Source organism: Streptomyces sp. NPDC006332 (assembly GCF_040612855.1).
Lineage (GTDB): Bacteria > Actinomycetota > Actinomycetes > Streptomycetales > Streptomycetaceae > Streptomyces.
Genome location: NZ_JBEXRA010000007.1, coordinates 40,235 through 57,754, shown reverse-complemented (window position 1 = coordinate 57,754; position 17,520 = coordinate 40,235). Strand labels below are relative to the sequence as shown.

The window sequence follows — 17,520 nt, the reverse complement described above, 5'->3', positions numbered from 1 at the left end:
TGGCTCAGCGGTTGGCGAACCCTTGGTCCGTCTCGACCACCTCGCGTCCCAGCGGCATGAGGGAGATCGGGATGAGCTTCAGGTTGGCCCACCCGAACGGGATGCCGATGATGGACAGGAACAGCGGGATGCTCGTGACCAGGTGTCCCAGGGCCAGCCACCAGCCCGCGAAGATCACCCAGATCACATTGCCGACGAACGACCCCGCCCCCGCGTCCCGCCGCTCCACCGTGGTCCGGCCGAACGGCCACAGCACGAAGCCCGCGATACGCAGCGACGCGATGCCGAACGGGATGGTGACGATCAGGATGAAGCACACCAGCGCGGCCAGGGTGTACGCGATCGCCATCCAGATCCCGCAGAAGATCAGCCACAGGATGTTCAACAGCAGGTTGAACGGGTTCATGATCGACACCTCTCGAAGTCGTGTCGCCGACACTGCCTGCCAGAACCAGTATCAGCTGGTCATGTGCTCAACAGGAACCGCAACGGCCCTGTGGCGTGATCGGGAACATCGGGAGACGATGGCGAGAAGCATGTCCAGGAGCGTCCCCGGCCCCGGCCAGTCCGCCGGTCCCGGGGTCTATCTCCGCCCCGCACCCCACCGCCGTACTCCGTACGCCACCACGCCGACCGCCAGCACTCCCGCCCCCACCGCCACCGAGACCGCGGGCAGCGCGAACGCCAGGACCACGCAGCCGAGCAGGCCCGCCGCCGGCGTCAGGCGGGCCGCCGGAGCCCGGGAGAGCGTCCAGGCCGACGCGTTGGCCACCGCGTAGTACGCCAGCACACCGAAGGACGAGAAGCCGATCGCACCCCGCACGTCCACCGTGGCGGCCAGGACGGCGACCACCGCCCCCACCGCCAGCTCGGCCCGGTGCGGGACCTGGAAGCGCGGGTGCACGCTTGCCAGCGCGGAGGGCAGGTGCCCGTCCCGGGCCATGGCCAGCGTCGTCCGGGAGACGCCCAGGATCAGGGCGAGCAGGGAGCCCAGCGCGGCCACGGCGGCGCCCACCCGTACCACCGGGACCAGTCCCGGCACCCCCGCCGCACGCACCGCGTCCGCCAGCGGAGCGCCCGCCTGTCCGAGGCCACCCGCCCCCAGGACGGACAGAACGGCCACCGCCACGCACGCGTACACGGCCAGCGCGATACCCAGGGCCAGCGGGATCGCGCGGGGGATGGTGCGCGCCGGGTCCCGCACCTCCTCGCCCAGGGTCGCGATGCGCGCGTACCCCGCGAACGCGAAGAACAGCAGGCCGGCCGCCTGAAGGATCCCACCCACACCGTCCGACGCCCCGATGTCCAGCTGTCCGGCGTCGGACGCTCCCGACCCCAGGGACACGACCACCACGGCAGCCAGGACAGCCAGGACCACCGCCACGATCGCCCGGGTCAGCCAGGCGGACTTCTGGACACCGCCGTAGTTCACCGCGGTCAACGCCACCACGGCCGCGACCGCGACCGCGTGCGCCTGCCCCGGCCAGACGTACGCGCCCACGGTGAGCGCCATCGCCGCGCACGAGGCGGTCTTCCCGACCACGAACGACCAGCCCGCGAGATAACCCCAGAACGGCCCGAGCCGCTCGCGCCCGTACACATAGGTGCCGCCGGACATGGGGTACAGGGCGGCCAGCCGCGCCGACGAGGTGGCGTTGCAGTACGCCACCACGGCGGCGACCGCCAGCCCGACCAGCAGCCCGGAGCCGGCCGCGCGTGCCGCGGGCCCGAGGGCGGCGAAGATCCCGGCGCCGATCATCGAACCGAGACCGATGACGACCGCGTCGCCCACTCCGAGGGTGCGCCGCAGTTCAGCACCCGAACCTGTCATGTGCGGCACCCTACTGACCGCTGCAACCAGGGGGTGCAGCCATGGCGTCCTGTTCACCAACACGGCATGAAGACTCGCGCGACGCACACACCGTGCGCACCCGGCCCGCAGCGACCCAGATCACAGCGCCGGGACAGTACGGGCACAGAACGGAAGGGCAGGTTCAGGGCATGAGCATCATCAGCTGGATCATCCTCGGCCTGTTGGCCGGAGCCATCGCCAAGTTCCTGCTGCCGGGCCGTGACCCGGGCGGCTTCGTCGGTACGACGGTCATCGGGATCGTGGGCGCCTTCCTCGGCGGCTGGATCTCGGCCCGTTGGCTGGACCACCCGATCAGCAAGGACTTCTACGACGGCGCCACTTGGGCGGCGGCGATCGGCGGCTCGCTCGTCCTCCTCGTCGTCTACCGCCTCCTGTTCGGCAACTCACGCGACTGAGCGCGCCCCGACAGGCTTGCAGGACATCTGCCACGAGGTACTGCCCGCGGCGGCCGGACGTGCGGCCGATCGGTTACGCCCGGCGCGTGCTGCACGAGGTGCTCGCCGGGGAGCGGGTAAGGCTTCGACGGTACGTCCGGGCGCATCGCCCCGGAACTGCTGGCGGCGTCCGCCGACTTCGACGCTGAGTACGCCTAGTACGCGGACCCCGCGGAGCACGCCGGGCCCCAGCAGCGCCAACTCGAGCGTGAGAGCCGCCGCTCCGCTTCGCCCCCGCGGCCCATGGCCCCTGACACTCCGGCCGACTCTGTTGCCACCTCTACCTCCCAAGCCCCCGAAGAGGCCACGGAAACCGCTTCGCCACCAGCGTGACACCACGATCGACGACAGACCGTCGGCTCGTGCCAATTGCTGACGTTTCCGCGGCAGTTGACGAGGAGCGGACAGCGAAGGGCCGAACGGACCGGGGGAACCCGGGGAGAAGGAGGAAGAGGGTGCGACGAGGGCGAGCAGCCCAGGTCACACCCTCCGGTGATCACTCAACGGTGGCTACCGGTAGTTCACGAACTGCAGGGCGAAGTCGAAGTCCTTGCCCTTCAGGAGGGCGATGACGGTCTGCAGATCGTCGCGGCTCTTCGAGCTGACCCGCAGCTCGTCGCCCTGCACCTGGGCCTTGATGCCCTTCGGACCCTCATCGCGGATGATCTTCGCCACCTTCTTCGCGTTGTCCTGGGAGATGCCCTCCTCGATCGACGCGAAGATCTTGTACTCCTTGCCGGAGAGCTGAGGCTCACCCGCGTCCAGCGCCTTCAGCGAGATCCCCCGCTTGATCAGCTTGGACTGGAACACGTCGAGGATGGCCTTCACCCGGTCCTCGGAGTTCGCCTCCATCAGGATCTTGTCGCCGGACCACGAGATCGAGGCACCCACGCCCTTGAAGTCGTAGCGCTGCGAGATCTCCTTGGCGGCCTGGTTGAGGGCGTTGTCGACCTCCTGCCGCTCGACCTTCGAGACGATGTCGAAACTGGAGTCGGCCATGTCCTGTGGCTCCTTGTATCGGGGTGCGTATAGGGGTGCGTACAGGTACGTATCGGCGTACGTGGGGGCGGGCGCCGAGCCCGGCAGTCCCGGGCCGCATCCGGACAAGCCTAGCCACCCACCGGCGTCCGAGCGCAGATCAATCGGGTGGCGAAGCACCCCACCGCATCGGGTATTGTTTACGTCGTTGCCACGGAGCGCCGCCGAAAAGCGGTTCGAAGGGCAGCAACCCCGGCGGTGTGCCCGAGCGGCCAAAGGGAGCAGACTGTAAATCTGCCGGCTCAGCCTTCCCAGGTTCGAATCCTGGCGCCGCCACGCTGAGAAAGGACCCCTCCGATCTGCGGAAACGTAGATCGGAGGGGTCCTTTGCGTGCCGTGCCGCGTGGTCGGCGTCGAGGATTCGGCGTCCCCGGTGCCGTCGTCCGAGGCGCACCCGCGCGACGCCCCCCATCGCAGCCCCAGAGCAGACCACCACCCGCAGACCACCACCCGCAGACCACTCCACTGAAGTCGCCCTGCGAACCCGCGCACCCGAAGTCACACAACCCCCCGCTCCCACCAGCCCCAGCCCCCACCCGCGCCGGGCACACTGATCCCATGTCCACCCGCCGCAGACACTGTCCCGAATGCCGTCGCGAGATCGCCGTCGTCGCCGGCCGCTTCGCCCGGCACGACCCGCCCGGCGCACGGGGGAGCGGGGAACTCGTCTCCTGCCCCGGCTCCCGGCGGCAGGCCGAACTCGGGGCGGCGCAGCCCACGTTGGACGGCTACACCGTCCCGGAGTTCCCCGGTCAACTCCCCCTGTTCTAGGCGGGGTTCACGGGTGGACTCGCGGATCCCGCGGGCCCGCCCCGCACGTCCATCCGCGTCACCAGCCCGTCCCCACCGAAGCGGTACACATGCTCGACCGTGCCGGCCCAGTGCTCCCCGTCCGCGTCCCGCATCCCCTGCCGAACAGTCGCCACCACCGCCTCGCCGTCCCCGTCGAGCCGCAGCCCCTCCAGCCGTACGAGGGGATGACCAGCCGCGAACTGCCGTGACCAGTACGCCCGTACCTCGTCATGTCCTCGCAGCCGGACCCCGTCCAGTACGTTCGGCCAGTCCACATCCGGCGCCAGGCAGCGCGGCACGAACGTGTCCCGCTCGTCGGTCGAGAAGACCTCGTACATCCGCCGCAACAGCGCCTCCCGCGCCGCCGGCACCCCATTGTCGGTCAACGTCAGTTTCCTGCCACCGACTTGACCGCCACCGACACCGGCGTCGATCCACCGACCAGCTCCAGGACCAGACCGGCCGTCGCCGACGTGTCCAGCAACTCCGCCAGTACGGCGGCCACGTCGTCGCGCGTCACCGCGCCCCGCCCCGTGTGCGCCTCCAGCCGTACGAGTCCGGTACCGGCGTCGTTCGTCAGCGAACCGGGACGCAGGACCGTCCAGTCCAGGCCGTCCAGACCGGTCACGTACGCGTCGGCCTCGCCCTTGGCCCGCAGGTACACGTCGAACACCCCGTCGCCCTGGTGCGCCGGATCCGCGCCCATGGACGACACGACGACATAGCGCCGTACACCCGCCCGAACCGCCGCGTCGGCGAACAGCACCGCCGCACCCCGGTCCACCGTGTCCTTGCGGTCCACCCCGCTGCCCGGACCGGCACCCGCGGCGAAGACCACCGCGTCCGCGCCCCGCAGGCGCTCCGCGACCTCCTCGACCGAGGCCGACTCCAGGTCCAGCAGCACCGGTTCGGCGCCCGCCTGCCGCAGATCGTCGCCCTGTTCGGCGCGGCGGATGATTCCCGCGACCTCGTCCCCGCGCGCGGCGAGCAACCGCTCCAGCCGTAGCGCGATCTGACCATGACCACCAGCGATGACAATGCGCATGTTTCCGACCGTACGCCCGCCCGCCCGCCTCCGCCGCACAACCTCGGCCACACCTCAGCGGGCACACACAAACCACACACCCACGATCCCCACGCCCTACGGCAACTGCCCGCGCCCCTGCCTCGGCAGCCCCGACTCCGTCGCCGCGGCCGAGTCGCAGTACTCCCGTACCGCGCTGGTCCGCGCCACCACCCGCCCCCGATGGATCACGATCCGGCTGTACGCCAGCGACAACGCCCCCGCCAGCCGATCGCCCCGCAATGCCAACAGCTCGGCCGGGAAACCGGCCTCCACCCGAACCCTGGGCAGCCCCAGCACCGTGCGCGCGGACGCGCTCACCGCGTCGTACGCGTCCTCGGGCCGCAGACCCTGGCGGGACGCCAACAGGTACGCGGCCTCCAGTGGATCGCCGCGCCCCACCGGATTCGACACGTCCCTCAGAGCCCCGCTTCCGGCAGCCACTCGCACCCCGGCCGCACGCAACAGCCGTACCGGAGCCGTGCCCCGCCGTTCCGCACCCGCGCAGCCGCCCTGTGGCAGGCACACCACCGCCACGCCGGCCGCGGCCAGCTGGTCGGCGGTCCGGCAGGCCACCTCGGTGGGCAGCCGGTCCAGCCCGCCGCACGGAGCGAGGGCCACCCCGGGGCGCAGCCCACCGGCCATCGCCGAGATCCGGGCCAGCCGAGCCGGGTCGGTGGCGTCGGTGTGCAGATCGACCGGGCAGCCGTGCTCGGAGGCCACCTCCAGGACCGCCTCCACATAGCCGGTCGGATCGGGGTCCAGATCCGGACAGCCACCCACCACGGACGCGCCCATCTTCATCGCGTCCCGCAGCATCGCGAGCCCGTCGGCACCGGCCACCCCGGTCAGCACCCTCGGCATCGCCACGGTCGTCAGCTCGGTCAGCCCGCGCAGCGAACGCCGTGCCCGCAGGACGGCGGCCAGCGCGCCGAGCCCCTGGACGTCGCCCACCCGCACATGCGCCCGTACCGCGGTCGACCCGTGCCCCAGCTGCAGCAGGGCCGCCTCCGTGGCCCGGCGCTGGACGTCCTCGGCGTCGTACGAGACCGGTCCCTCGTCGTCCGCCGACAGGGCGGTGTCGCTGTGGGCGTGCGGCTCGGCCGGGGCCGGCAGGAGCAGATAGCCACCCAGGTCCATCCGCGTGCCGAACGGACGCGTGCCACGCGCCGCGAGGCTCCCGACCGTACCGACCGCCTCGATCCGCCCGCCGACCAGCCGTACGTCCACGGTCCGGCCGTCGGCGAGTCGCGCCCCGCAAAGCAGGAGGGCCGCGCCCTCGGCCGAGCCCTGGCGGGATGAGGCCCCTGACGAGAAGCCCGACGAACCGGACGCGGAGCCCGACGACGAGTGGGGCGGCTGCGGCTGGCTGTCGGGCATCGCGCTCCAGGGGCTCGGGCTGCGCAAGCTCGGGGACTGCGCAAGGGACGCAAGATCACTCAGAGTGAGTCGAGCCTAGGGCGGGGCCACGCTGCCGACGGGGAGGAGCGCAATAGTCGTACCGGTGTGGTCCGCCGTGCCGAAGAGGCCTCCGAGGCTCCTGTGAGGAGCGTGGAACAGCCCGTCACGAGGGCCGCGAAACGGATTTGGGCGAACGGCTGCCGAGCGTGTAATGTCTTCATCGCTCGCCCCAATAGCTCAGTCGGCAGAGCGTCTCCATGGTAAGGAGAAGGTCTACGGTTCGATTCCGTATTGGGGCTCTGGTGTGAATGGTTCCCGTCGAGAGGCGGGGGCCGATCGCATCTCAGCGGTGTAGCTCAGTCGGTAGAGCAAGCGGCTCATAATCGCTGTGTCACCGGTTCAAGTCCGGTCACCGCTACTGACAGTAGCCGATTGTGGGGTCGGTCCTTCGATCGGCTACTCTTCTATGTGTTAATGCCTTAATCGTCCCATCCGTTCGTCAAGGAGCACTCCTGTGGCTGCCACCGACGTCCGCCCGAAGATCACGCTGGCCTGCGTGGAGTGCAAGGAGCGGAACTACATCACCAAGAAGAACCGGCGTAACAACCCGGATCGAATGGAGATGAAGAAGCACTGCCCGCGTTGCAACGCGCACACCGCGCACCGCGAAACGCGATAATTCAGGCTCGTACGTGAGGCCGCCCCCGCAGTCGGGGGGCGGCCTCACGTCGTTCCGGTCCCGGTTACCGGCCGGTCAACCACAGCAGACACAGGAGGTGCCGGGGCATGGCGCTCGACCAGTCCTTCGTGGGGCGGACCTATCCGCCCACCGAGCCCTACGAGGTGGGCCGGGAGAAGATCCGCGAGTTCGCCGAGGCCGTGGGCGAGACCAACCCGGCGTACACGGACCCGGAGGCCGCCAAGGCGTTCGGGCACCCCGATGTGATCGCCCCGCCGACCTTCGTGTTCTCGATCACCTTCAGGGCCGCGGGCCAGGTCGTCCAGGACCCCCAGCTCGGCCTGGACTACAGCCGGGTGGTGCACGGCGACCAGAAGTTCGCCTACGTGCGCCCCGTGCGGGCCGGCGACCGGCTCACCGTCACCTCGACCATCGAGGCCGTCAAGTCCATGGCGGGCAACGACATCCTGGACATCCGCGGCGAGGTCCACGACGAGGCCGGCGAGCACGTCGTGACCGCCTGGACCAAGCTGGTCGCCCGCGCGGCCGAGGAGGCGTGAGCATTCGATGACGGCGAAGATCGCTTACGAAGATGTCGAGGTCGGCACCGAATTGCCCGCCCAGTCCTTCCCTGTGACCCGCGACACCCTCGTCCGGTACGCGGGCGCCTCCGGGGACTTCAACCCGATCCACTGGAACGAGAAGTTCGCCAAGGAGGTCGGGCTGCCGGACGTCATCGCGCACGGCATGTTCACCATGGCCGAGGCGATCCGCGTGGTCACCGACTGGACCGGCGACCCCGGCGCGGTCGTCGAGTACGGCGTCCGCTTCACCCGCCCCGTCGTCGTCCCGAACGACGACCAGGGCGCCACGATCGAGGTCAGCGGCAAGGTCGCGGTCAAGCTCGACGACAACACCGTCCGCGTGGACCTCACGGCCACCAGCGCCGGCCAGAAGGTACTGGGAATGTCCCGGGCGGTCGTACGCCTGGCCTGAGCGAGCGCGCGAAGGAAGTCCGGAGGCGGGCCCCCTGACTCATCCGGCCCCCGCGCCGACGCGAGCGCCCCTGGGGGCTCCGCCCCCAGACCCCCGCTTCTCGCCCACCACACCCACCCGTCTCGGTGGGTCAAGAAGTGGGCCTCGGACCCGGGACAGTGGTCGCCGGTTGTCGTACTCGCGGACGGCGCGAAGGGGACGGGTCGGGGGTGTCCGCCCGCAGCGGTTGTCGCGTCAACACCGCCCGCCCCCCAAGAAACCGATTCCGCGACGTTCCGAGGACGGACACCCCCGACCCGGCCCCGACCCACCCCCGAACCGCAGGCGCAACACACACCCGCACCCCCGCCGCCAGCGTCTCGTAGTCTTGGGCCCGTGCAGGAACTCCACGACGCCCCCCTAGCCCCCCTGACCACCTTCCGCCTGGGCGGCCCGGCCACCCGGTTGGTCACCGCGCAGACCGACGCCGAAGTGATCGCCGTCGTCCGCGAGGCCGACGACACCGGAACGCCGCTGCTGATCATCGGCGGCGGCTCCAACCTGGTCATCGGCGACAAGGGCTTCGCCGGCACCGCACTCGTCATCGCCACGAAGGGCTTCACCCTCGACGGCACGAGCCTGGAGCTGGCCGCCGGCGAGGTGTGGACCGACGCCGTCGCCCGCACCGTCGACGCCGGACTAGCCGGCGTCGAGTGCCTCGCCGGGATCCCCGGCTCAGCCGGCGCGACCCCCATCCAGAACGTCGGAGCCTACGGCCAGGAGGTCTCGTCGACGATCACAGAAGTGATCGCCTACGACCGCACCACCCACACCACGGTCACCCTCACCAACGACGAGTGCGCCTTCTCCTACCGCCACAGCCGCTTCAAGGCCGACCCCCAGCGCTACGTCGTCCTGCGCGTCCGCTTCGCCCTGGAGAACGCGAACGGCCTCTCCGGCCCCATCAGGTACGCCGAGACCGCCCGAGCCCTCGGCGTCGAACCCGGCGCCCGCGCACCACTGTCCGCCGCCCGCGAGACCGTGCTCAAGCTCCGCTCCGGCAAGGGCATGGTCCTCGACCCCGAGGACCACGACACCTGGTCCGCCGGTTCCTTCTTCACCAACCCGATCCTCACCGACGAGGAGTTCGCCGCGTTCCGAGCCCGCGTCCGGGACCGGCTCGGCGAGGACGTACAGCCGCCCGCGTACCCGGCCGGGGACGGCCACACCAAGACGAGCGCCGCCTGGCTGATCGACAAGGCCGGCTTCACCAAGGGCTACGGCACCGGCCCCGCCCGCATCTCCACCAAGCACACCCTCGCCCTCACCAACCGAGGCAAGGCAACCACCGAGGACCTCCTCACCCTGGCCCGCGAGGTCGTCACCGGCGTCAAGAACGCCTTCGGCATCACCCTGGTCAACGAACCGGTGACCGTAGGCGTAACCCTCTGAAAGCAGCCCGGCAGCCCGCTTCAGCCGACCGGCGGCCCGCTCAACCAGGCGTCGATCCCCGCCAACAGCCCGCCCCGCACATCATCCGGCGCCGCCGAAGCCCGCACCGACTGCCGCGCCAGTTCCGCCAGTTCCTGGTCGGTGAAGCCATGGTGCTCCCGCGCGATCTCGTACTGGGCCGCGACCCGTGAGCCGAACAACAACGGGTCATCGGCGCCCAGCGCCATCGGAACACCCGCCTCGAAGAGCTTCCGCAGCGGAACGTCCTCGGGCTTCTCGTAGACGCCCAGGGCCACATTCGACGCCGGGCACACCTCGCACGTGACCCCCCGGTCGGCGAGCCGCTTCAGCAGGCGCGGATCCTCCGCCGCCCGCACCCCGTGGCCGATCCGGTGCGCGTGCAGGTCATCGAGGCAGTCCCGCACCGACGAGGGTCCGGTCAGCTCCCCGCCGTGCGGCGCCGACAGCAGCCCACCGTCCCGCGCGATCCCGAACGCCCGGTCGAAGTCCCGCGCCATGCCCCGGCGCTCGTCGTTCGACAGACCGAAGCCGACGACCCCCCGGTCCGCGTACCGCACCGCCAGCCGGGCCAGCGTCCGCGCGTCCAGCGGGTGCTTCATCCGGTTCGCGGCGACCAGGACACGCATCCCGAGCCCGGTCTCCCGCGTCGTCGTGTCCACCGCGTCCAGGATGATCTCCAGAGCCGGGATCAGACCGCCCAGCCGTGGGGCGTACGACGTCGGATCCACCTGGATCTCCAGCCAGCCCGAGCCGTCGCGCAGGTCCTCCTCGGCCGCCTCCCGCACCAGGCGCTGAATGTCCTCGGGATCCTGCACGCACGAGCGTGCCGCGTCGTACAGCCGTTGGAAACGGAACCAGCCGCGTTCGTCCGTGGCCCGCAGTCTCGGCGGCTCCCCGCTGGTCAGCGCCTCGGTCAGGGAGTCGGGCAGCCGCACACCGTGCTTGTCGGCCAGTTCCAGCACGGTGGTGGGCCGCATCGACCCGGTGAAGTGCAGGTGCAGATGGGCTTTCGGCAGCTCAGAGACATCACGTACACGCTCCATCCCAAGATCCTGCCGTACACCCCCACCGTCCCGATAGCACTTTCCCCTTTAGTGGCATTGCTCGCACAAGCGCACCCCCCACCACCCGCACCCCCACACCCGCACCCCACCCACCCCCAACAAAAAGCAGGACCCCGCCTACGACAACACGTAGCCGGAGCCCTGCGACGGGTGATACGGGTCAGTCCCGCGCCTCCGCCAGCAACTTCTGGATCCGCGAGACACCCTCGACGAGGTCCTCGTCCCCCAGGGCGTACGACAGACGCAGGTACCCCGGCGTGCCGAACGCCTCGCCCGGGACGACCGCCACCTCGGACTCCTCCAAGATCAGCGCGGCCAGCTCGACCGTGTCCTGCGGACGCCTGCCGCGGATCTCCTTGCCGAGCAGGCCCTTCACCGACGGGTACGCGTAGAAGGCGCCCTCGGGCTCCGGGCAGACCACGCCGTCGATCTCGTTGAGCATCCGCACGATGGTCCGGCGCCGCCGGTCGAAGGCCTCACGCATCTCGGCGACGGCGTCCAGCCCACCCGACACCGCGGCCAGCGCCGCGACCTGGGCCACGTTCGACACGTTCGACGTGGCGTGCGACTGGAGGTTCGTCGCCGCCTTCACCACGTCCTTCGGGCCGATGATCCAGCCGACCCGCCAGCCCGTCATCGCGTAGGTCTTCGCCACTCCGTTGACCACGATGCACTTGTCGCGCAGCTCCGGCAGGATCGCCGGCAGCGAGGTGAACGTCGCGTCGCCGTAGACGAGGTGCTCGTAGATCTCGTCGGTCAGCACCCACAGGCCGTGCTCGACGGCCCAGCGACCGATCGCCTCGGCGTCCTCGGCGCTGTAGACCGCGCCGGTCGGGTTGGACGGCGACACGAAGAGGACGACCTTCGTCTTCTCCGTACGAGCCGCCTCCAGCTGCTCCACGCTCACCCGGTAACCGGTCGTCTCGTCCGCGACGACATCCACCGGGACACCGCCGGCCAGCCGGATCGACTCCGGGTACGTCGTCCAGTACGGCGCCGGCACGATGACCTCGTCGCCCGGGTCGAGGATCGCGGCGAAGGCCTCGTAGATCGCCTGCTTGCCACCGTTGGTGACGAGGATCTGCGACGGGTCGACCTCGTAGTTCGAGTCGCGCAGCGTCTTCGCGGCGATCGCGGCCTTCAGCTCGGGCAGACCACCGGCCGGGGTGTAGCGGTGGTACTTCGGGTTCTTGCAGGCCTCGACGGCCGCCTCGACGATGTAGTCCGGGGTCGGGAAGTCGGGCTCACCGGCGCCGAAGCCGATCACCGGGCGCCCGGCGGCCTTGAGTGCCTTGGCCTTGGCGTCCACGGCGAGGGTGGCGGACTCGGAGATCGCGCCGACTCGGGCGGAGACCCGGCGCTCGGTGGGAGGGGTTGCAGGGCTCATGGACCCCATCGTTCCAGACCGGAAACTTCCCCGGCACGCGGGTTTCACAGACTGAACAACCGCTGAACAACCGTCCGGATCCGGGCCTCACGCTGGGCGATCTTCCGCGATCAACGTCCCTACGCGCACTTTCTGTTCGACCTCCGGCCGCGGAACACGTACACTCTCACCTCGTTGGCCTTCAGCGGGCTGCGCTCAACCGGTGCACACCGAGCACTCGGGCGGATGCGGTACGTTGGGTGGCACACAAAGGGTCGTAGCTCAATTGGTAGAGCACTGGTCTCCAAAACCAGCGGTTGGGGGTTCAAGTCCCTCCGGCCCTGCTACACACACCTTCGCCAGGATGTGTGCACGCATGTACGTACAGCAATGCACCGCCGTGCGGCTCAGACCGGGCGCGGCACGGCCACGACCCGGAATCAGGTGAGGACGAGTGACGGACGCCGTGGGCTCCATCGACATGCCTGATGCCCAGGACGAGGCGCCGGAGTCCAAGAAGACTCGTAAGGGCGGCAAGCGGGCCAAGAAGGGTCCGCTGAAGCGTCTCGCGTTGTTCTACCGCCAGATCGTCGCGGAGCTCCGCAAGGTCGTCTGGCCGTCACGCAGCCAGCTGACGACGTACGCGACCGTGGTGATCGTCTTCGTGCTCGTCATGATCGGACTTGTGACCGTGATTGACTATGGTCTCAACCACGCCGCCAAGTACGTATTCGGCTGAGCACAGAGCGAAGGGCGCCGCGGTTACCGGCGCCCGTTTTCGCATGTTCCACCCCTATGTATCCAGGAAGAAGCAGCCACCGTGTCTGACCAGAACCTGAACGACGCCATCGAGCCACACGGGCAGGACGTCGAGTCCGTGGAAGACGAGCTCGAGATCGTCGAGGGTGCGGACGAGGACCTGGACGAGGTCGAGGCTGCCGACGCCGACGCGGGCGAGCCCGCGGAGGAAGCCGCGCTCCACGCCGAGGACGAGGGCGACGAAGCCGCCGAGGACGACGAGGCCGCCGCCGACACCGACGGTGAGCTCACGGACGAGGCCGGGGAAGAGGCCGAGGACGAAGAGCCGGCCGAGCCCGTCGACCCCGTGGCCGCCCTGCGTGAGGAACTGCGCACCCTCCCCGGCGAGTGGTACGTCATCCACACCTACGCCGGCTACGAGAACCGCGTGAAGACCAACCTGGAGCAGCGCGCCGTCTCGCTGAACGTCGAGGACTACATCTTCGCGGCCGAGGTTCCGCAGGAAGAGGTCGTCCAGATCAAGAACGGCGACCGCAAGACCATCCGGCAGAACAAGCTCCCCGGCTACGTGCTGGTGCGCATGGACCTGACGAACGAGTCCTGGGGCGTCGTCCGCAACACCCCCGGCGTCACCGGCTTCGTGGGCAACGCCTACGACCCGTACCCGCTGACCCTGGACGAGATCGTCAAGATGCTCGCCCCGGAGGCCGAGGAGAAGGCCGCCCGTGAGGCCGCCGAGGCCGAGGGCAAGCCGGCTCCGGCCCGCAAGGTCGAGGTCCAGGTCCTGGACTTCGAGGTCGGCGACTCGGTCACCGTCACCGACGGCCCGTTCGCCACGCTGCAGGCGACCATCAACGAGATCAACGCCGACTCGAAGAAGGTCAAGGGCCTCGTGGAGATCTTCGGCCGCGAGACGCCGGTCGAGCTGTCCTTCGACCAGATCCAGAAGAACTAAGCTCCTCGGGGTCTTCTGGGCCTACCGCTTCCGACCAGGTCAGACGGGCTGCCAAAAGCTTGTCTGACCTGCTCGGTTTTTGGCCGCGCAACTATACCCGTTATCGTTGTGCGGTATGCCTTCATCCGGGACGCGACCCGGACGCAGGCACATCCGATTCGAAAGGACCCGGAGAGCAATGCCTCCCAAGAAGAAGAAGGTCACGGGGCTCATCAAGCTCCAGATCCAGGCCGGTGCCGCCAACCCGGCTCCGCCGGTCGGCCCCGCGCTGGGTCAGCACGGCGTCAACATCATGGAGTTCTGCAAGGCCTACAACGCCGCGACCGAGTCGCAGCGTGGCTGGGTGATCCCGGTGGAGATCACGGTCTACGAGGACCGCTCCTTCACCTTCATCACCAAGACGCCGCCGGCCGCCAAGATGATCCTCAAGGCTGCGGGCGTGGAGAAGGGCTCCGGCGAGCCGCACAAGACCAAGGTCGCCAAGATCACCCAGGCGCAGGTCCGCGAGATCGCCACGACCAAGCTGCCCGACCTCAACGCCAACGACCTGGACGCCGCCGCGAAGATCATCGCGGGCACCGCGCGTTCCATGGGCGTCACGGTCGAGGGCTGAACCCCAGCCCCGTAGCACCTTCGTAGAACCAATGCGGTCTCGGCCGCACGTGGCAGGGCCTGCTCGGCCCGTACCACGACTCCTTTCAGAACACACAGGAGCAGTTGTGAGCAAGCGCAGCAAGGCTCTCCGCGCTGCGGACGCCAAGATCGACCGGGAGAAGCAGTACGCCCCGCTCGAGGCCGTCCGTCTCGCCAAGGAGACCTCCACGACCAAGTTCGACGGCACCGTCGAGGTCGCCTTCCGTCTGGGTGTCGACCCGCGCAAGGCCGACCAGATGGTCCGTGGCACCGTGAACCTCCCGCACGGCACCGGTAAGACCGCCCGGGTCCTGGTCTTCGCGACCGGTGACCGTGCCGAGGCCGCGACCGCCGCGGGCGCCGACATCGTCGGCGCCGACGAGCTCATCGACGAGGTGTCGAAGGGCCGTCTGGACTTCGACGCCGTCGTCGCCACCCCGGACCTCATGGGCAAGGTCGGCCGCCTCGGCCGCGTCCTCGGCCCGCGTGGTCTGATGCCGAACCCGAAGACCGGCACCGTGACCCCGGACGTGGCCAAGGCCGTGACCGAGATCAAGGGCGGCAAGATCGAGTTCCGCGTCGACAAGCACTCGAACCTGCACTTCATCATCGGCAAGTCGTCCTTCGACGACAGCAAGCTGGTGGAGAACTACGGCGCGGCCCTGGAGGAGATCCTCCGTCTGAAGCCGTCCGCCGCCAAGGGTCGCTACATCAAGAAGGCCGCGATCAGCACCACGATCGGCCCCGGCATTCCGGTCGACCCGAACCGCACCCGCAACCTCCTCGTCGAGGAGGACCCGGCGGCTGTCTGATCTGGCAGAACCTGCCGGATCGCCGAGTCGGCGACGGGCCCCGCACCTTCGAGGTGCGGGGCCCGTTCCCATGTGCGGGTGGCGTGCCCTGGGTTAGCGTGCGGACAGGGCAACGGCACAGGGGGACGTATGAAGTGCAGGAACGGGTGCCGGATCGCCCTCGCGGCCGTGACCGCGGCCGCGCTGACGGGCCTGGCCGCCTGCACCTCCTCCGGGTCGTCCGACGAGCCCGAGGGGGAGCGCCGGACGAGTTCCGCGTCCCACGCGGCCCTGCGCCTGGCCGAGCGGTCCACCGACCGCGCCGAGTCGGTACGCGTACGGTCCACGACCGTCATGGGCACCCAGCTGTCCCTCAAGGCCGACGGCGCACTCGACTGGGACCAGGGGCTCACCGGCACGCTGACCATCACGTACACCGGCGGCACGACGGCCGAGACGATGCGCGCGCTCGGCATCACCTCGATGGATGCGCGCTATCTGCCCGACGCCTACTACGCGCACATGGGCGACGCGTTCGCCCGGAAGGCCGGCGGCAGGCACTGGATCAAGTACGCCTACGACCACCTCGCGGACCTCGGCGGCGGCGCGACCTTCGGCGACCAGATGCGCACCACCACGCCGAACCAGTCGATACGGCTGCTGCTCGACTCCGAGGACCTGCGCGAGGTCGGCGAGGAGCAGGTCGACGGGCGGGCCACCACCCACTACTCGGGCACGGTGGCCGTGGGCGAGGTGGCCGACGCGCGGCTGCGCGAGCAACTCCAACAGGCCGGCGTCACCACCGAGACCGTGGACGTCTGGGTCGACGACCGGGACCTGCTGGTCAAGAAGGTCGACCGGGGCAGGACCGCGACCGGCGAGCTGACCCAGACCGCCCACTACAGCGACTACGGCGTGCGGGTCTCCACCCGCAGGCCCCCGGCCGACGACACCGAGGACTTCAGGAACCTGCTGGCGCAGCAAGGCGGTTCGGCCTCCTGAGGCCCCGGGAATTGGTGGGTCCCGTGCCGCCTCCTGGGATACGCTCACGGCCTTGCTGTGAGTAGTCCATGTGTTCCTTGGGGGGAATCAGTGGTGTCTTCCATACGTACGTCCTTGCGCCATAAGACCGCCGGTGCCGGCCTCGCCGCCCTGCTCCTCGCCGCGGGGGCGGTGGGATGCGGCACGGAGAAGTCGCCGAGCATGTCGCCCGCCGCGGCTGTCGCCAAGGCGGCGAAGAACACGGAGGACATCACGTCCTTCCGGTACCGCATGACCGGCAAGGTGCCCGAGCAGGGCCGGGTCAAGGCCGAGGCCTCGATGCGCATCAAGCCCACCGTGGCCATGAGCATGAAGATCACGGCGCTCGACCAGGGCGCGGACGGCACCGCGGAGATCCGCCTCGTCGACAAGGCCATGTACATCGGCGGGGGAGCCGCCGCGGCCAAGGAGATGGACGGCAAGAGCTGGATCAAGTTCGACATGTCCGCGCTGGGCGACAAGGGCGGCCTCGGCGATGGCACGCCGGGCGCGGGCCAGGCCGACAAGAACCCGGCGACCGAGTCCACCTTCCTCACCGGCGCCAAGGACGTGAAGAAGGTCGGCACCGAGACCGTCGAGGGCACCGAGACCACGCGCTACTCCGGCGTCGTCACCCTCGAGGACCTCAAGGCCTCCGTGAAGAACAAGGACAAGGCCACCCGCGAGCGGCGCGAGAAGAGCATCAAGCAGTACGAGAAGCTGGGCGTCGACGAGCTCACGATGGACATGTGGGTGGACGGCGACGACCACACCAAGCAGTTCCGCATGCAGGGCGACGCCGCCAAGGGCCCGCTCGACATGACCATCACCTTCCTCGACGTCAACAAGCCGGTGAGCGTGACGGCGCCGCCCGCCAAGGACACGGCGGACCTCGCCGAGATGATGAAGAAGGCCCTGGACAGCTGATCCGGCGCGGGGCGCCCAGCCCCGTGCGACCGGATTTGCCTGACGGCGATCGGGTCACGTACTCTCCTACAGAAGCCAAAGACCGCTGGTCGTTGCCGTGCGCTCGTGAGAGGGCCCGGTGACCGAAGGATCCGCTGCAAACCGCGGACGACCCGCGTAGGTGACCGTGGAAGTACTCCCGGAGTCCGCTGCTAGCGCTGCGGAAACCGGTTGAGTTACGCCCCGTGCGCCTGCGCCGGGGCGTTTCGTTTCTCCCAGCCCCTTCCGAGCGGTCGTC

20 protein-coding genes and 4 tRNA genes are annotated in these 17,520 nt (G+C 69.6%); 16 read left to right on the top strand and 8 right to left on the bottom strand.

The window, feature by feature from the left end; all coding sequences use genetic code 11:
- Nucleotides 1-4: 4 nt before the first annotated feature.
- Nucleotides 5-406: a YccF domain-containing protein gene (locus ABZ027_RS08910; RefSeq protein ID WP_356765870.1), complete on the bottom strand. Its 402-nt coding sequence runs from the start codon at nt 404-406 to the stop codon at nt 5-7.
- 177 nt (nt 407-583) lie between these two features.
- Entirely contained in the window at nt 584-1,831 is a 1,248-nt protein-coding gene (locus tag ABZ027_RS08905; protein WP_356765868.1) for an amino acid permease, read from the bottom strand.
- Nucleotides 1,832-2,001: 170 nt separating this feature from the next.
- Between ABZ027_RS08905 and ABZ027_RS08900 the strand changes: the two genes are divergently transcribed.
- Nucleotides 2,002-2,268 (top strand): GlsB/YeaQ/YmgE family stress response membrane protein, encoded by a 267-nt coding sequence (locus ABZ027_RS08900; protein ID WP_356765866.1) that lies wholly within the window; start codon nt 2,002-2,004, stop codon nt 2,266-2,268.
- Between the two features lie 549 nt (nt 2,269-2,817).
- Here ABZ027_RS08900 and ABZ027_RS08895 read toward each other — a convergent pair.
- Nucleotides 2,818-3,306: a YajQ family cyclic di-GMP-binding protein gene (locus ABZ027_RS08895; protein WP_356765864.1), complete on the bottom strand. Its 489-nt coding sequence runs from the start codon at nt 3,304-3,306 to the stop codon at nt 2,818-2,820.
- Nucleotides 3,307-3,539: 233 nt separating this feature from the next.
- On the opposite strand from ABZ027_RS08895, the gene ABZ027_RS08890 reads away from it, so the two are divergent.
- Together ABZ027_RS08890 and ABZ027_RS08885 are read left to right on the top strand one after the other, a co-directional pair.
- A tRNA-Tyr gene (locus tag ABZ027_RS08890) sits at nt 3,540-3,621 on the top strand.
- Nucleotides 3,622-3,903: 282 nt separating this feature from the next.
- Complete coding sequence (locus tag ABZ027_RS08885) at nt 3,904-4,116, top strand: hypothetical protein (RefSeq protein WP_356765862.1); 213 nt, start codon at nt 3,904-3,906, stop codon at nt 4,114-4,116.
- Here ABZ027_RS08885 and ABZ027_RS08880 read toward each other — a convergent pair.
- The 3 genes from ABZ027_RS08880 to ABZ027_RS08870 all read right to left on the bottom strand — a co-directional run bounded on the left by ABZ027_RS08880 (nt 4,113) and on the right by ABZ027_RS08870 (nt 6,580).
- Nucleotides 4,113-4,523, bottom strand: coding sequence for a nuclear transport factor 2 family protein (locus ABZ027_RS08880; RefSeq protein WP_356765860.1), 411 nt, complete (start codon nt 4,521-4,523; stop codon nt 4,113-4,115). The genes ABZ027_RS08885 and ABZ027_RS08880 overlap by 4 nt on opposite strands.
- 2 nt (nt 4,524-4,525) lie before the next feature.
- The gene (locus tag ABZ027_RS08875) at nt 4,526-5,182 is read right to left on the bottom strand and encodes an SDR family oxidoreductase (protein WP_356765858.1); all 657 of its coding nucleotides are present in this window, start codon (nt 5,180-5,182) and stop codon (nt 4,526-4,528) included.
- A gap of 96 nt (nt 5,183-5,278) precedes the next feature.
- Nucleotides 5,279-6,580 (bottom strand): amidohydrolase family protein, encoded by a 1,302-nt coding sequence (locus ABZ027_RS08870; protein WP_356765856.1) that lies wholly within the window; start codon nt 6,578-6,580, stop codon nt 5,279-5,281.
- Nucleotides 6,581-6,827: 247 nt separating this feature from the next.
- On the opposite strand from ABZ027_RS08870, the gene ABZ027_RS08865 reads away from it, so the two are divergent.
- The 6 genes from ABZ027_RS08865 (at nt 6,828) to ABZ027_RS08840 (ending at nt 9,707) form a co-directional block, all read left to right on the top strand.
- Nucleotides 6,828-6,900 (top strand) — tRNA-Thr (locus ABZ027_RS08865).
- A 46-nt stretch (nt 6,901-6,946) separates the two neighbouring features.
- Nucleotides 6,947-7,019: transfer RNA gene (locus ABZ027_RS08860), tRNA-Met, on the top strand.
- A gap of 96 nt (nt 7,020-7,115) precedes the next feature.
- A complete protein-coding gene (rpmG, locus tag ABZ027_RS08855) occupies nt 7,116-7,280 on the top strand; it encodes a 50S ribosomal protein L33 (protein WP_018834916.1) in 165 nt (54 codons plus the stop codon).
- A 107-nt stretch (nt 7,281-7,387) separates the two neighbouring features.
- Complete coding sequence (locus tag ABZ027_RS08850) at nt 7,388-7,840, top strand: MaoC family dehydratase N-terminal domain-containing protein (protein ID WP_356765854.1); 453 nt, start codon at nt 7,388-7,390, stop codon at nt 7,838-7,840.
- A gap of 7 nt (nt 7,841-7,847) precedes the next feature.
- Nucleotides 7,848-8,276, top strand: a complete 429-nt coding sequence (locus ABZ027_RS08845) for a MaoC family dehydratase (RefSeq protein ID WP_356765852.1) — start codon at nt 7,848-7,850, stop codon at nt 8,274-8,276.
- A gap of 375 nt (nt 8,277-8,651) precedes the next feature.
- Complete coding sequence (locus tag ABZ027_RS08840; protein WP_356765850.1) at nt 8,652-9,707, top strand: UDP-N-acetylmuramate dehydrogenase; 1,056 nt, start codon at nt 8,652-8,654, stop codon at nt 9,705-9,707.
- A gap of 20 nt (nt 9,708-9,727) precedes the next feature.
- Here ABZ027_RS08840 and ABZ027_RS08835 read toward each other — a convergent pair whose 3' ends face one another.
- Together ABZ027_RS08835 and ABZ027_RS08830 are read right to left on the bottom strand one after the other, a co-directional pair.
- The gene (locus tag ABZ027_RS08835) at nt 9,728-10,771 is read right to left on the bottom strand and encodes an adenosine deaminase (protein WP_356765848.1); all 1,044 of its coding nucleotides are present in this window, start codon (nt 10,769-10,771) and stop codon (nt 9,728-9,730) included.
- Nucleotides 10,772-10,952: 181 nt separating this feature from the next.
- Nucleotides 10,953-12,179: a pyridoxal phosphate-dependent aminotransferase gene (locus ABZ027_RS08830; protein WP_356765846.1), complete on the bottom strand. Its 1,227-nt coding sequence runs from the start codon at nt 12,177-12,179 to the stop codon at nt 10,953-10,955.
- 250 nt (nt 12,180-12,429) lie between these two features.
- Between ABZ027_RS08830 and ABZ027_RS08825 the strand changes: the two genes are divergently transcribed.
- The 7 genes from ABZ027_RS08825 to ABZ027_RS08795 all read left to right on the top strand — a co-directional run bounded on the left by ABZ027_RS08825 (nt 12,430) and on the right by ABZ027_RS08795 (nt 17,243).
- A tRNA-Trp gene (locus ABZ027_RS08825) sits at nt 12,430-12,502 on the top strand.
- A gap of 110 nt (nt 12,503-12,612) precedes the next feature.
- Complete coding sequence (gene secE / locus ABZ027_RS08820; RefSeq protein ID WP_356765844.1) at nt 12,613-12,897, top strand: preprotein translocase subunit SecE; 285 nt, start codon at nt 12,613-12,615, stop codon at nt 12,895-12,897.
- Between the two features lie 81 nt (nt 12,898-12,978).
- Nucleotides 12,979-13,872: a transcription termination/antitermination protein NusG gene (gene nusG, locus ABZ027_RS08815; RefSeq protein WP_356765842.1), complete on the top strand. Its 894-nt coding sequence runs from the start codon at nt 12,979-12,981 to the stop codon at nt 13,870-13,872.
- 178 nt (nt 13,873-14,050) lie between these two features.
- Complete coding sequence (gene rplK / locus ABZ027_RS08810; RefSeq protein ID WP_356765840.1) at nt 14,051-14,485, top strand: 50S ribosomal protein L11; 435 nt, start codon at nt 14,051-14,053, stop codon at nt 14,483-14,485.
- A gap of 106 nt (nt 14,486-14,591) precedes the next feature.
- On the top strand, nt 14,592-15,317 hold the full coding sequence (rplA, locus tag ABZ027_RS08805; protein WP_356765838.1) for a 50S ribosomal protein L1: 726 nt from the start codon (nt 14,592-14,594) through the stop codon (nt 15,315-15,317).
- A 129-nt stretch (nt 15,318-15,446) separates the two neighbouring features.
- Nucleotides 15,447-16,298, top strand: coding sequence for an LppX_LprAFG lipoprotein (locus ABZ027_RS08800; protein WP_356765836.1), 852 nt, complete (start codon nt 15,447-15,449; stop codon nt 16,296-16,298).
- A 102-nt stretch (nt 16,299-16,400) separates the two neighbouring features.
- Nucleotides 16,401-17,243: a DUF1396 domain-containing protein gene (locus tag ABZ027_RS08795; RefSeq protein WP_356766132.1), complete on the top strand. Its 843-nt coding sequence runs from the start codon at nt 16,401-16,403 to the stop codon at nt 17,241-17,243.
- Nucleotides 17,244-17,520: the final 277 nt, after the last annotated feature.